This window comes from Micromonospora sp. WMMD737 (assembly GCF_049179055.1).
In the GTDB taxonomy this organism is placed as follows: domain Bacteria; phylum Actinomycetota; class Actinomycetes; order Mycobacteriales; family Micromonosporaceae; genus Micromonospora; species Micromonospora reichwaldensis.
Genome location: NZ_JBMHMH010000001.1, coordinates 5,611,633 through 5,624,999 on the forward strand (window position 1 = coordinate 5,611,633; position 13,367 = coordinate 5,624,999).

Below are 13,367 nucleotides of genomic sequence, written 5' to 3' on the forward strand. Positions count from 1 at the left end.
GCCGGTAGCGTACCGCAAGCGGCCCGGTGGCGGCCCTCCCCGACGCCCCGCCTCCGGGTGCCACCGCGCCCGTCGCCCGGGGCGGCTGTCTAGCATGGACGGCCCCGCCCGACCGTCGAAGCAGGCAGCCCATGACCGCCACGGTTTTCGAGAACGCCCGGATCCACACCCTCGACCCCGCCCGTCCGCACGCCGAGGCGATGCTGGTGCGCGGCGAGCGCATCGTCGCCGTCGGGGACCTCGACGAGTGCCGCGACCGCGCCAGCGCCGGTGCGCGCCGGGTCGACCTCGGCGGGATGACGGTGCTGCCCGGCCTGATCGACAGCCACCTGCACTCGGCGCTCTACGTGCGCGGCCTGGAGCAGGTGGACCTGCGCGGCACCACCAGCCTCGACGAGGCGCTGGCGCGGATCGCCCGGCACGCCGCCACCCTGCCGCCCGACGCCTGGCTCTTCGGCGGGCGCTGGGACAGCCACAAGTGGGACCGCCCGGTGCAGCCGACCCGGGCCGACCTGGACCGCGTCTGTCCGGACCGGCCCGCCGTGCTGCCCACCATCGACGGGCACACCACCTGGGTCAACACCGCCGCCCTCCGGCGACTCGGCATCGACGCCGGCACCCCCGATCCGATCGGCGGGCAGATCGTCCGCGACGAACGCGGCGAGCCGACCGGCATCCTGCGCGAGGCGGCGGGCGACGCGGCGTACGACGTCATGCGCACCTCGCTCAGCGGTGACCTGGTCGCGCAACTGCGTACCCACCTGCCCAGGCTGCTCTCCGTCGGCCTGACCAGCATCCACGACATCGACGGGCAGGACTGCCGGGCCGCCTACGAGAGCCTGTACGCCCGGGGCGAGCTGCCGCTGCGGGTGCACAAGTCGATCCCGTCGACCGCGCTGGACGAGGTGATCGACCTGGGCTGGGCGACAGGCGACGGGGACCGCTGGCTGAGCACCGGCCCGGTCAAGATCTTCACCGACGGGGCGCTCGGCTCGCACACCTGCCTGATGACCGAGCCGTACGACGGCGAGCCCGGCAACCACGGCATCGCCGTCACCCCGGCGGAGGAGTTCGAGCGGCTGGTGGCGAAGGCGGCCGGGGCCGGCATCGCCGTCGCGGCGCACGCCATCGGCGACGCGGCGAACGGGATGGTGCTGCGGGCGTACGCCAACTGGCAGGAGTCGGCGCGCACCGACCCGACGGCGGTACGGCGGCTGCGGCACCGGATCGAGCACACCCAGCACCTGCGCCCGGCGGACGTGCCGCTGCTGGCCCGGCTGGGCGTGATCGCCTCGATGCAGCCCACCCACTGCACCAGCGACATCCCCCTGACCAGCCGGATGCTCGCCGGCCGGGACCTCGCCTCGTACGCCTGGCGGAGCCTGCTGGACGCCGGCGCGACGGTGGCCTTCGGCTCGGACGCCCCGGTGGAGGACCCGGATCCGTTCTTCGGCATTCACGCCGCGGTGACCCGGCAGCAGCCCGACGGCACCCCGCCCGGCGGCGTGGACCCGCACGAGCGGCTCGACCTCGACACGGCGCTGCGCTGCTTCACCGAGGCGGGCGCGTACGCCTCCTACGAGGAGCACCTGAAGGGGCGGCTGACCCCGGGGATGCTCGCGGACTTCATCGCGCTGCCCACCGACCCGTACCGGGTCGAGCCGGCGGCCCTGCGCGATCTCACGGTGGCGCTCACCGTGGTCGGCGGGGTCGTGCGCTGGCAGCGCTGACCGGGGCCGGCCGCCTCTCCGCCGACCGGGCCGGCGGTCGCCGCTGACCGGGGCCTGCCGCTTCCCGCAGGCCGGGTCGGCGGTCAGGCGGGCGGATCGGGCGGCAGGTCGACCACCAGTGCCGGGCCGGTCCGGCGGCCGCCGCCGGGGCGTCGGGTCAGCGCGACCACGGCCTCCGCGGCACGCGGGGCCCGCAGCGCCTCCTCGGTCGGCCGGCGCGGCCCGGCGGCCGGGGCGACCGCCAGTCGCCGGATGCCGGCCGGCGCCTCCGCCACGCTCGTCGCCGTCCCGGTCAGGCCGAGCGGGCCGGCGTCGGGCAGGTCCGCGGGACGGGTTCCGTCCGCGGCGTGCGCGGTGGCGTCCGGGCCGCCGCAGCGCAGCAGGGTGACGCGCCCCTCGGGGGAGACCTCCACCAGGGTGGCGGCGAGGTAGCCGCCCGGGGCGATGTCCCGCACGAGGCCGTCGAGGGCCCCGGCGACCCGCGGCAGCGATCTTCCGCGCGGGGCCTCGTCGCGGAAGGCCGACTCCAGCGCCCGGGTGTGCTCCGGGCGGGCCAGGGTGGCCCCGTGCGCCACGCCGAGGAGGACGCGCAGGCCGCCCCGGCGCAGCGGTACCGCCGCCGCGACCTCCCCGGGGGCGCGGCAGACGGCCAGCGCGGCGCGTCCCGTGCCGGCGGGCATGGTGAACACGGCGACGTCGCGGGGCGCGGGCACGCGGGCGACGGCCCGCTCCCCGCGGCGTCGCCTGGCCAAGGCCAGCAGCGGTACGGCGGCCAGGCTCGCCACGGAGGCCCCGAGCGCCCACGGATCGGCGCGGTGCCCGGGTACGACGGGAACGACCACGGACGCCGCCAGCAGGACGGCCGCCCAGGCGGAGATCAGTGCCGCCACCCGGGGGCGGGTGGACACGCCGAGCAGCCCCGGAAGCAGTACCCAGCCGAGCGGCGTGCTCACCTCGGCCACACCCATCACGAGGGCGTTGCCCGTCGCCCCGGCGAGAGCCGTCCGGGTCGACACCAGCACCCCGCTCCGCATCGCCCCACCCATCCGTCGCCCTCGATTTCCGGCGCCGTCGCGTCGCGTCCGGGTGCGCGTCGTCGCCCTGCTCGCCAGGTCGCCAAGGGTATCCGCAAGGTGGGCGATCGCCTCCTGATCATGAGAGGCAGGAGGGGCGCGGGCGACGAGGCCGCCGCATCGGCCCCCGTGGACCTCCCGGCGGGAGGCCGACGGCCGGTCGTCCGCGTCGCCGGCGGGCACGGGCACGCCGGCGGCGCAGTATCGCCGATATGCAGATTCGCTCCTTACCGGTTAGGGTTGGCTAACCGGCTGTCGAACTCTGGGGAGGGTATGTGCTGGTTCTGGTGGCGGTCCACGCACTCGCAGCCGTGATCGCCCCGGGACTGATACGTATCTGGGGCCGAAAAGGGCTCTACCTGGTGGCCCTGGCCCCCGCAGCGACACTGGTCTGGGCGCTGACCCGCACCGGGACGGTCCGCTCCGGCACCCCGGTCGTCGAGACGGTCACCTGGGTTCCCCAGCTCGGCCTGGAGATCGCCCTGCGGATGGGCACCCTGGCCTGGCTGATGGTGGTGCTCGTCGGCGGGGTCGGGGCGCTGGTGCTCGCCTACAGCGCCCGCTACTTCCGCTCCGACGACCCGGGCCTGGGCCGCTTCGCGGCCGTCTTCGTCGCCTTCGCCGGGGCGATGCTCGGCCTGGTGGTCTCCGACGACCTGCTGCTGCTCTACGTGTTCTGGGAGCTGACGACCGTCCTCTCCTACCTGCTGATCGGCAGCGACCCCACCAAGCGGGCCAGCCGGCGCGCGGCCATGCAGGCGCTGCTGGTGACCACCCTGGGTGGCCTGGCGATGCTCGCGGGCTTCGTCATGCTCGGCCAGCACGCCGGCACGTACCGCTGGTCGCAGATCGCCACCGACCTGCCCGGCGGCGGCTACCTGGCCGTGGCCCTGGTGCTGATCCTGCTCGGCGCGCTGAGCAAGTCGGCGATCTTCCCCTTCAGCTTCTGGCTGCCCGGCGCGATGGCCGCGCCCACCCCGGTCAGCGCCTACCTGCACGCCGCGGCGATGGTCAAAGCGGGTGTGTTCCTCGTCGCGCTGATGGGGCCGGCCGTGGTCGGGGTCGCACCGTGGCGGCCGATCCTGCTCGTCGGCGGCCTGATCACGTTGTTCCTCGGCGGCTGGGCGGCGCTGCGACAGGTCGACCTGAAGCTGCTGCTCGCCTACGGCACGGTCAGCCAGCTCGGCCTGCTGATGGTGGTCCTCGGCGCCGGCACCCGCGACACCGCGCTGGCCGGCGCGGCGATGGTGCTGGCCCACGCGCTGTTCAAGTCCACCCTGTTCCTCGTCGTCGGAGTCGTCGACCACGTAGCCGGCACCCGTGACCTGCGCGAACTCAGCGGCCTCGGGCGGCGCGCCCCGGCGCTCGCGGTGGTGGCGGGCCTCGCGGCGGCCTCCATGGCCGGCCTCCCGCCGCTGGCCGGATTCGTCGCCAAGGAGGCGGCGGTCGAGGCGTTCCTGCACGGCGGCACCGCCGACCTGGTGGTGCTCGCCGGCCTGGTGCTCGGCTCGGCGCTGACCGTGGCGTACACGCTGCGTTTCGTCTGGGGCGCGTTCGCGACCAAAGGCGACGTGCCCGCCACCGAGGCCCGGCCGGTCGGGTGGCCCTTCCTCGCGCCGGCCGTCGTGCTCGCCGCCGCCGGCCTGGCGGCGGGGCTCTTCGCGCCCGCCGTCGACAAGGTCCTCGCCCCGTACGCGGACCTGTACGAGAGTGCCGAGCCCGGCTACCACCTCGCGCTGTGGCACGGCCCGACCCTGGCGCTGGGCCTGTCGGCGCTGGCGGTCGCCGGCGGCGTGGGGCTGTTCCTCCTGCGGCACCGGCGGCGGCTGGGCGCGTCGGTCCGACTGCCCTTCGACGGGGCTGCGGTCTACGACCGGCTCATCGGCGGGGTGGACCGGCTTGCGGTGGAGCTGACCGGCGCCACCCAGCGTGGCTCCCTCCCCTTCTACCTCGGCGTCATCCTGCTGGTGATGATCACCTTGCCGGGTGGGGCGCTGCTGGCCGGGACGCCCTGGCCGCAGCGGTTCCAACTGTGGGACACCCCGTTGCAGGCCGTCGCCGCCGCGGTGGTGATCGTGGCCGCCGTGGCCGCCGCCCGCGCCCGGCGCCGACTGACCGCGATGATCCTCGTCGGCGTCGCCGGCTACGGCACCGCGCTGCTGTTCATCCTGCACGGCGCCCCGGACCTGGCCCTGACCCAGTTCCTGGTGGAGACCGTCACGATCGTCATGTTCGTGCTGGTCCTGCGCCACCTTCCCGCCAAGTTCTCCGAGCGGCCCATCCGGTCCAGCCGGCGCGGTCGCATCGCGCTCGGCGTCGCCGTGGGCGTGGTCACCGCCGGTATGGCGTACGTCGCGGCGGGAGCCCGGATCGCCACCCCGATCTCCGTCGACTTTCCCGACGAGGCCGTCTCCTACGGCGGCGGCAAGAACATCGTCAACGTGACCCTTGTGGACATCCGGGCCTGGGACACCATGGGCGAGATCGCCGTGCTGGTGGTGGCCGCCACCGGCGTGGCCAGCCTCATCTTCCGCCACTCCCGGGACCTCGACCTGCGCAGGGGCATCCCCGGCGTCGGCCGCACCGAGTCGGCGCGGCCCCGCTGGCTCACCACCGGCGCCACCACCCGTCAGCAGTCGGTCATCCTCCAGGTCGTCACCCGGCTGCTGTTCCACGCCATCGTGCTCTTCTCGATATACCTGCTCTTCTCCGGGCACAACGCCCCCGGCGGCGGCTTCGCCGCCGGACTGGTGGCCGGGCTCGCGCTGGCCGTGCGCTACCTCGCGGGCGGACGCACCGAACTCAACGGGGCCGCCCCGGTCGACGCCGGCGCGGTGCTCGGCGCCGGGCTGTTCGTCGCGGTCGGCACGGGCGTCGCCGCGATGCTGCTGGGCGGGGAGTTCCTCCAGAGCGCCCTGCTGGACCTGCACCTGCCGGTCCTCGGCCACGTCCACTTCGTCACGTCGGTCTTCTTCGACGTCGGCGTCTACCTCATCGTGGTCGGCCTGGTCCTCGACATCCTGCGCAGCCTGGGCGCGGAGATGGACCGGCAGCAGGAGACCGACCAACGCGAGACCGAACAGGCCGACGACCGGACGAAGGAGCTGGTGTGAACCCGAACCTGACCTACGTCCTCGTGGTCGGCGTCCTCTTCGCCGCCGGGGTGACGCTGCTGCTGGAGCGCAGCCTGACGCGGGTGCTGATGGGCGTCATCCTGCTCGGCAACGGCGCCAACCTCCTGCTGCTCACCGGCGGCAAGGCCGGTGGGCCGCCGATCGTCGGCACCACCGCCGAGGGGGACATGAGCGACCCGCTGCCCCAGGCCATGGTGCTGACCGCGATCGTCATCACCCTCGGCATGACCGCGTTCCTGCTCGCCCTTGCGTACCGCAGCTGGCACCTCAACGGGCACGACGAGGTGCAGGACGACGTCGAGGACCGCCGCATCATGGAGCTGGCCGACCGGGACGAGGGACCGGGCACCGCCGACAACGACGCCGGAGACGGTGACGGCGACGTCGCCCTGGTCACCGTGCCCGCCGACGACACCACGGCCAGCCCGGCCGGGGACGCGGGGAGGGGCCGATGACCTGGCTCGTACCCCTGCCGGTGGTGATGCCGCTGCTCGGCGCGGCCCTGACGCTGCTGCTCGTCGGCCGGCCCCGCGCCCAGCGCTGGGTCAGCCTCACGGTCCTCGCCGCCACCGTCGCCGTGGCGGCCACGCTGCTGGTCCGCTCCTCCGTGGACGGGCCGCTGGTCGTCGAGGTCGGCGGCTGGGTGGCGCCGCTGGGCATCGTCCTGGTCGCCGACCAGCTCGCCGCGCTGATGCTCGTCGTCTCCGCCGCCGTCACCCTCTGCGTGCTCGTCTACTCGATCGGGCAGGGCACGGCCGACGGCAACGAGGAGACGCCGCTGTCGGTCTACCACCCGACCTACCTCGTGCTGACCGCCGGCGTGTGCAACGCGTTCCTCTCCGGCGACCTGTTCAACCTCTACGTCGGCTTCGAGATCCTGCTGGTCGCCAGCTATGTGCTGTTGACCCTGGGCAGCACGGAGACCCGGATCCGGGCCGGCACCACGTACGTCGTGGTCAGCCTGCTCTCGTCGCTGATCTTCCTGGTCGCGATCGGCCTGGTCTACGCGGCGACCGGCACGCTCAACCTGGCCCAGCTCGTGGACCGGCTCGACGCGCTGCCGGACGACATCCGGCTGGTGCTGCAGGGCATGCTGCTGCTGGCCTTCGGCATCAAGGCGGCGGTCTTCCCGCTCTCGGCCTGGCTGCCGGACAGCTACCCGACCGCCCCGGCCCCGGTCACCGCGGTCTTCGCCGGCCTGCTCACCAAGGTCGGCGTGTACGCGATCATCCGCACCGAGACGCTGCTGTTCCCCGGCGGGCGCACCGCCGACCTGCTGCTGGTGGTGGCGGCGCTGACGATGGTGGTGGGCATCCTCGGCGCGGTCGCCCAGTCCGACGTCAAACGGCTGCTGTCGTTCACCCTCATCAGCCACATCGGCTACATGCTCTTCGGCGTCGGCCTGAGCACCTCCCTCGGGCTGTCCGCGGCGATCTTCTACGTGGTGCACCACATCACCATCCAGACCACGCTGTTCCTCGCCGCCGGCCTCGTCGAACGCCGCGGCGGGAGCACCGCCCTGGACCGCCTCGGCGGGCTGGCCCGACTCTCGCCGCTGCTGGCCGTGCTGTTCTTCCTGCCCGCGCTCAACCTCGCCGGCATCCCACCGTTCTCCGGCTTCCTCGGCAAGCTCGGCCTCGTCCAGGCCGGCGTGGACGACGGCGGCCCGCTGGCCTGGACGCTCGTCGTCGGCGGGCTGCTCACCAGCCTGCTCACCCTCTACGCCATCGCCCGCGTGTGGAACCTGGCCTTCTGGCGTGCCCCGCACCCGGACATGCCGGACGTCGGCGACGCCGTGCGGGCCGCCCGCACCGACGGTGCCGAGCAGCCGCACAAGGCACCGACCCCCGAGGCGTCGGGCGCGGTGCTGCCCCGGCTGATGATCGGGTCGACCGCCGCCCTGGTGGTGCTCGGCCTGGCGCTGACCGTGGTGGCCGGTCCGCTGTTCGACATCAGCACCGACGCGGCCGACGACCTGCTGCGCCGGACCCCGTACGTCGAGGCCGTGTTTCCGGACGGTGCCCCGTGACCAGTGAACCGATGAGCCCGCCGAAGCCCGTCGCGCCGGCGAACCCGCCACTGACCCGCACGGCCCGCCGGCGCAACCGGATCGTCGCCGTGACCGGGCTGACCGGCGTCTGGATGCTGCTGTGGGGCACCCTCTCCTGGGCCAACCTGATCAGCGGGCTGGTGCTCTCCGTCGTGCTGCTGGCGGTCTTCCCGCTGCCGCCGGTGACCTTCGCCGGGCGGATCCGCCCCGTGCCGCTCGCGCGGTTCTGGGTGCGTTTCCTGCGGGACCTCGTGGTCGCCTCCGCCCAGATCGCCTGGCTGGCGGTGCGGATCGGGAAACCCCCGCTCAGCGCGATCATCGCCGTGCCGCTGCGGGTCAACACCGACCTCAACCTCACGCTGACCGCCGAGTCGCTGTCCCTGGTGCCCGGCAGCCTCATCATCGAGGCAGACCGGACGACCGGCACCCTCTACGTGCACGTCATCGGCGTCCGCAGCCGCGAGGAGGTCGAGCGGTTCCGGCAGGGCGTGCTCGACCTCGAAGCGCGGATCGTCGCCGCCATCGGCTCGCCCGACGAACTGCGCCGCGTGACGCAACCCCACGCCGCCGGCCCGTCGGAGCCGGCCCACCCGGAAGGGGTACCCAGATGACCGTCGTCGCCGTGACCGTCGCCGCGCTGCTCGCCGTGGCCGTCGGGCTGACCCTCGTCCGCATCATCCGCGGACCGTCCATCCTCGACCGCGCCGTCGCCACCGACGTCCTGCTCGCCGTCGTCGTCGCCGCCATCGCCACCGAGGCCGCCTACAGCCGCGACGCCACCGCGCTGCCCGTGCTGGTCGTCCTCGCCATCCTCGGGTTCGTCGGCTCGGTCAGCGTCGCCCGGTTCGCCGCCCGGAGGAACGACAAGTGACGCTCGACGCCGTCCTCGACGTCACCGCCGGCGTCTGCCTGATCGCCGGCGCGCTGCTCTGCGTCGCCGCCGGGGCGGCGCTGCTGCGCTTCCCCGACCTGCTCGCCCGGATGCACGCGGCGGCCAAGCCCCAGGTGCTCGGCCTGCTGCTCGTCCTGCTCGGCTGCGCGCTGCGCCTGCGTACGGGCGTGGACATCACCACCCTCGTGCTCGTCGGCGCCTTCCAGCTCGCCACCGCGCCCGTCGCGGCGCACATGGTGGGCCGGGCCGGCTACCCGCACGACGAGATCCGCCGCGACCTGCTGATCACCGACGAACTCGCGCCCCACCTGGACCGCATCAGCTCCGGCCGCTCCTGACCGGCCGCTCCTGACCGGCGGGGCCGCGGCGGCGCTCCGGTCGACGCGCGGACGGCGCGGGAGTCGATTGACGCGGTCGCCGCTCGACGCCGTCGGACGACGATGCCCGCGCGGCGACGGCCCGTCACGATCGGCGTCCGACCGGACATGGAGTGGACGTGAGCTCCGCGACCGAGCACGAGGACCGTTTCCGTAGCGTCTAGGACGCCTGGCGGATGGACATGTCGGCCCGCCAGACATCGGCCAGGTCGTCGAGCGGGATGCCGAGGGCCTGGCTGAGGCCGACCACGGTGCCGAACGCCGGTGCGGGAAGGCGGCCCGCCTCGATCTTGCGTAGCGTCTCGGGGGAGATGCCGGCTGCCAGGGCCACCTCGACGAGGCTGCGGCCGGCCCGCGCGGCCCGGAGGGCGGCTCCGAGGCGCTGGCCCGCTGCGATCTGTTCGGCGGTGAGTGGTTGGCGAACCATGCCAGCAGGATACCCCCGGAGCACCCCGACCTGGCGTGGTATAAAAATACCGCACAGGGGAGAGGGAGGCCGTCGTGATCGAGCTCAAGTCCGCCGAGGAGATCGACCGGATGGCGGTGACCGGCCAGTTCGTCGGCGAGCTGCTCGCCGAACTGCGCGACGTCGCCGCGGTCGGCGTCAACCTGATGGTCCTCGAACACCACGCCCGCCGCCGGATCAAGGAACGCGGTGCCGAATCCTGCTACTGGGACTACGCCCCTTCGTTCGGCCGTGGCCCGTTCCGCAACGTGCTGTGCCTGTCGGTCAACGACGCGGTGCTGCACGGCCTGCCGCACGACTACGTCCTGCGCGACGGCGATCTGCTCAGCATCGACATGGCGGTCGGCATCGACGGCTGGGTCGCCGACTCAGCGCTCTCCGTCGTCGTCGGCGCCCCCGACCCGGCCGACCTGAAGCTGATCGAGGCCACCGAGGTCGCACTGGAGGCCGCCATCACCGCCGCCCAGCCCGGCGGCCGCCTCGGCGACATCTCCGCCGCGATCGGCGAGGTCGCCCGCTCCTACGGCTACGGCGTCAACGCCGAGTTCGGTGGCCACGGCATCGGCCGCACCATGCACGAGGCCCCGCACGTGTCCAACGACGGCCGCCCCCGCCGCGGCCTGAAACTCAACCCCGGCCTCACCATCGCCATCGAGCCCTGGTTCTGCCGCTCCACCGACAAGATCAAGTTCGACAAGGACGGCTGGACGATCCGCTCCGCCGACGGCTCCCGCACCGCCCACTCGGAGCACACCGTCGCCATCACGGCTTCCGGCCCTCAGGTCCTGACCCGCCGCCCCACACAGGGCGCCGCCTCGGCCGACCCCAGCAAGAAGCCCGCCGCAGCCTCCTGACCCATGGCCCGCCTCGGGGCGTGGCTCAGGGGCGCGCTCAGCGAGGCCCTCCGGGTCGACCGGTGCCAGTGCACGCCGGTTCGACGGGCAGCCAGAGTTCACAGGTCGCGGTGCTGAAGTCGTTCGTGGACTCAAGCACCGCGACGATCTCCGGACCTGGTCGCAGACGCCACGGGTTGAACGGGAACCACGCTGCTGCCGCCGTGGCCCAGGCCTTTTGCAGGGTCTGCGGATGCGGCCCCGTGGTCCGGATGACCACCCATCTACCGGCCGGAACTTCGATGATGTAGAGGCCGCCGGGGACCGGCGTGTCCGGGGACGCGGCGACCCCGTGCAGGTGGGTCAGCTCGCTGCCCTCGGCGTAGTCCGGGCCAAGGTCGCCGCTGACTGTGAGCAGATCGCTCGGCTCAGTGTTGCCGAGAGCCTTCAAGCGCAGGTGCTCCTTCGTCGGCAGTGCGGTGATGTGCCGCTGGATGTGCGGGTTGACGCCTTGCCGGACCAGCCGGACGCGGGCCGCGTGCCCCACGAGCCGGAACTCGGGATGGTCGACGATCCGGGTGTTCACGTGTTCGCTCCCTCTGACGGTCAGACGGAGTGCCGGGATCGTCAAGCCTCCATACGACGTCAACCCTGGTCGCAACGCACCGGTGGGCACCCGACAGAAGCTGCGCGGAAGATGTCGGGTGATCGGGACCGGGGCCGCCGCACGATGGGGGTATGGATGACACGACCTTGGTGTCCCGCTTTCTTCGCGACGGCTTCGTGAAGCTGGAGGGCGCCGTCGCGCCGCGCGTGGCAGCGGACTGCGCGCGGCTGCTGTGGCGGGAGACGGGCTGCGACCCGGACGATCCAGCGACGTGGACGCAGCCCGTGCACTGGGTGCCCGGCCTGGCGCAGGGGCCGTTCGCCGCCGCTCCCAACTCCCGGTTCCTCCATCGCGCGTACGACCTGCTCGTCGGCGCGGGACGCTGGGAGCCGCGCTACTCGCTGGGCACGTTCCCGCTGCGCTTCCCGCACGAGCAGGAGCCGGACGACGCGGGCTGGCACATCGAGGGCAGCTATCTGCCGCAGGGCGAGAGCTGGTACTTCACCAATGTGCGCTCCCGCGGCCGGGCGCTGCTGATGCTGTTCCTGTTCAGCGAGGTCGGGGAGAAGGACGCCCCGACCCGGATCCGGGTCGGTTCCCACCTCGACGTGCCGAAGGTGCTGGAGAAGTACGGGGAGAACGGCGCGAGCGGGCTGGCCCTCGCGCCCGACCTGGTGGCGGCGTCCGCGCACCGGCCGCTCGCCCTCGCCACCGGATCTCCGGGCGACGTCTTCCTGTGCCACCCGTTCCTGGTGCACGCGGCGCAACCGCACCACGGAGCGCGGCCTCGCTTCATGGCCCAACCGCCGCTGATGCCAGCCGCACCGTACGAACTAAAGCGGGCCGACGGCGCCTACTCACCCGTGGAGATCGCGATCCGTCGCGGTCTCGGACGGGACGCCCCCGGTCCGGACGGGGACGGCACCGACCACGACGCCCGGGCGACGTGCCCCGTCCGTTGCTGAGCGCCTGGCCGAAGGGGTTGCCGGTGTGTGGCAGGGACAGGGCATCAGCGGGCTACGTGCGACGGAGGCGGGGGTGGCAGTGGTTCTGCGGGTGAGTGGCCGCAATGCGCGGTTCCAGCAGTGGAAAGCTCTCCTCGACAATCGGACCAAGCGGCAGCGACGCGGCGAGTTCCTCGTGCAGGGCGTGCGCCCGATCACCATGGCCGTCGAACACGGCTGGCAGATCCGGGAACTGCTCTACGACACCAGCGCTCAACTGTCCGGCTGGGCACGCGAGGCCCTGGACACGGTCCGGGCCGAGAAGTTCGCCGTCTCGCGTGAACTGATCCACGAACTGGGAGGTAAGGCCGACACGGTTCCAGAGCTGCTGGCCGTGGTCGCGCTGCCTGAGGACAACCTACGCCGCATCCCGGTCGGCCCGACCATGCTCACCGTCGTGTTCGATCGGCCCACCAGCCCCGGCAACATCGGGACCCTCGTCCGGTCGGCGGACGCCTTCGGCGCCGGCGGCGTCATCGTCACCGGCCACGCCGCCGACGCGTACGACCCGAAGGCGGTCCGGGCGAGCACCGGCTCGCTGTTCGCCCTGCCCGTGGTCCGGGTGCCCTCCCACCAGGCCGTGCTGTCCTGGGTCGCCGACGTCCGCGCCGACGGCATCGGCATGAGCATCGTGGGAACCGACGAGCACGGCAGTCTGGACGCCGCCGAGTACGACTTCACACAACCCACCCTGACGTTGATCGGCAACGAGACCACCGGCCTCAGCTCCGGCTGGCGCGAGGCATGCGACCAGCTCGTCCGGATCCCCATGTCCGGATCCGCCAGCTCCCTGAACGCCGCGACCGCCGCGACCGTCGTGCTGTACGAATCGGCACGCCAGCGGGCCGCTGTCGCCCGGCGGTAGCGCACTGATCGCAGGCAGCGGCCCGGCGGCTGTCCGCCACCATCGCGCTACCTGACCCCGCGGCGCCCGTCTGCGGACAGGCGACGCACCACACGGGCGCGGGCGGACGCCGTCCTCGTCGTGATCGTGCCGGGTGGATCCGGCGACCGCCCGAATGCCGGTCTTGGCGCCGTACGCGCAGATCGCCGATAGCAGCGGCTCCGCCAGGACCTCCGGCGGCAACGCAGCGACTCCTGGTCGACCGGCGCCGCTCGCTCGGTGAGGACCACACCCGCATGGTGCCCCAGTTGCATCAACTGCCGCTGGAACCGATTCCGGGTGGGGCGAAGAGGAGCC

General features: G+C 73.3%; 13 protein-coding genes. 10 read left to right on the forward strand and 3 right to left on the reverse strand.

Annotated elements, in window-relative coordinates; genetic code table 11:
- Positions 1-131: 131 nt before the first annotated feature.
- Positions 132-1,730, forward strand: coding sequence for an amidohydrolase (locus tag ACN27A_RS24930; RefSeq protein ID WP_421457052.1), 1,599 nt, complete (start codon positions 132-134; stop codon positions 1,728-1,730).
- Positions 1,731-1,813: 83 nt separating this feature from the next.
- Here ACN27A_RS24930 and ACN27A_RS24935 read toward each other — a convergent pair whose 3' ends face one another.
- Positions 1,814-2,764, reverse strand: coding sequence for a hypothetical protein (locus tag ACN27A_RS24935; RefSeq protein ID WP_421457053.1), 951 nt, complete (start codon positions 2,762-2,764; stop codon positions 1,814-1,816).
- 314 nt (positions 2,765-3,078) lie between these two features.
- On the opposite strand from ACN27A_RS24935, the gene ACN27A_RS24940 reads away from it, so the two are divergent.
- Genes ACN27A_RS24940 through mnhG form a run of 6 tightly spaced genes read left to right on the forward strand, consistent with a single transcriptional unit; the run spans position 3,079 to position 9,217 of the window.
- Positions 3,079-5,916 carry a Na+/H+ antiporter subunit A gene (locus tag ACN27A_RS24940; RefSeq protein WP_421457054.1) on the forward strand — a complete coding sequence of 946 codons (2,838 nt, stop codon included), beginning with the start codon at positions 3,079-3,081 and terminating at the stop codon, positions 5,914-5,916.
- Positions 5,913-6,392, forward strand: coding sequence for a Na(+)/H(+) antiporter subunit C (locus ACN27A_RS24945; protein WP_421457055.1), 480 nt, complete (start codon positions 5,913-5,915; stop codon positions 6,390-6,392). The genes ACN27A_RS24940 and ACN27A_RS24945 overlap by 4 nt, the downstream gene beginning before the upstream one ends.
- Complete coding sequence (locus ACN27A_RS24950; protein ID WP_421457056.1) at positions 6,389-7,966, forward strand: Na+/H+ antiporter subunit D; 1,578 nt, start codon at positions 6,389-6,391, stop codon at positions 7,964-7,966. The genes ACN27A_RS24945 and ACN27A_RS24950 overlap by 4 nt, the downstream gene beginning before the upstream one ends.
- An 11-nt stretch (positions 7,967-7,977) precedes the next feature.
- Positions 7,978-8,598, forward strand: a complete 621-nt coding sequence (locus tag ACN27A_RS24955) for a Na+/H+ antiporter subunit E (RefSeq protein WP_421458594.1) — start codon at positions 7,978-7,980, stop codon at positions 8,596-8,598.
- On the forward strand, positions 8,595-8,858 hold the full coding sequence (locus ACN27A_RS24960; RefSeq protein ID WP_089002241.1) for a monovalent cation/H+ antiporter complex subunit F: 264 nt from the start codon (positions 8,595-8,597) through the stop codon (positions 8,856-8,858). The genes ACN27A_RS24955 and ACN27A_RS24960 overlap by 4 nt, the downstream gene beginning before the upstream one ends.
- A complete protein-coding gene (gene mnhG, locus ACN27A_RS24965; protein WP_121396912.1) occupies positions 8,855-9,217 on the forward strand; it encodes a monovalent cation/H(+) antiporter subunit G in 363 nt (120 codons plus the stop codon). Before ACN27A_RS24960 ends, mnhG begins: the two co-directional genes overlap by 4 nt.
- 199 nt (positions 9,218-9,416) lie before the next feature.
- Here the strand turns inward: mnhG and ACN27A_RS24970 are convergent, their stop codons facing one another.
- The gene (locus ACN27A_RS24970; protein WP_421457057.1) at positions 9,417-9,683 is read right to left on the reverse strand and encodes a helix-turn-helix domain-containing protein; all 267 of its coding nucleotides are present in this window, start codon (positions 9,681-9,683) and stop codon (positions 9,417-9,419) included.
- Between the two features lie 74 nt (positions 9,684-9,757).
- On the opposite strand from ACN27A_RS24970, the gene map reads away from it, so the two are divergent.
- Positions 9,758-10,576: a type I methionyl aminopeptidase gene (gene map / locus ACN27A_RS24975; protein WP_421457058.1), complete on the forward strand. Its 819-nt coding sequence runs from the start codon at positions 9,758-9,760 to the stop codon at positions 10,574-10,576.
- 37 nt (positions 10,577-10,613) lie between these two features.
- Here the strand turns inward: map and ACN27A_RS24980 are convergent, their stop codons facing one another.
- The gene (locus tag ACN27A_RS24980; RefSeq protein ID WP_421457059.1) at positions 10,614-11,141 is read right to left on the reverse strand and encodes a GyrI-like domain-containing protein; all 528 of its coding nucleotides are present in this window, start codon (positions 11,139-11,141) and stop codon (positions 10,614-10,616) included.
- Positions 11,142-11,293: 152 nt separating this feature from the next.
- Here ACN27A_RS24980 and ACN27A_RS24985 point away from each other — a divergent pair, with 152 nt between their 5' ends.
- A complete protein-coding gene (locus ACN27A_RS24985; protein ID WP_421450310.1) occupies positions 11,294-12,127 on the forward strand; it encodes a phytanoyl-CoA dioxygenase family protein in 834 nt (277 codons plus the stop codon).
- Between the two features lie 73 nt (positions 12,128-12,200).
- The gene (locus tag ACN27A_RS24990) at positions 12,201-13,031 is read left to right on the forward strand and encodes an RNA methyltransferase (protein WP_421457060.1); all 831 of its coding nucleotides are present in this window, start codon (positions 12,201-12,203) and stop codon (positions 13,029-13,031) included.
- Positions 13,032-13,367: the final 336 nt, after the last annotated feature.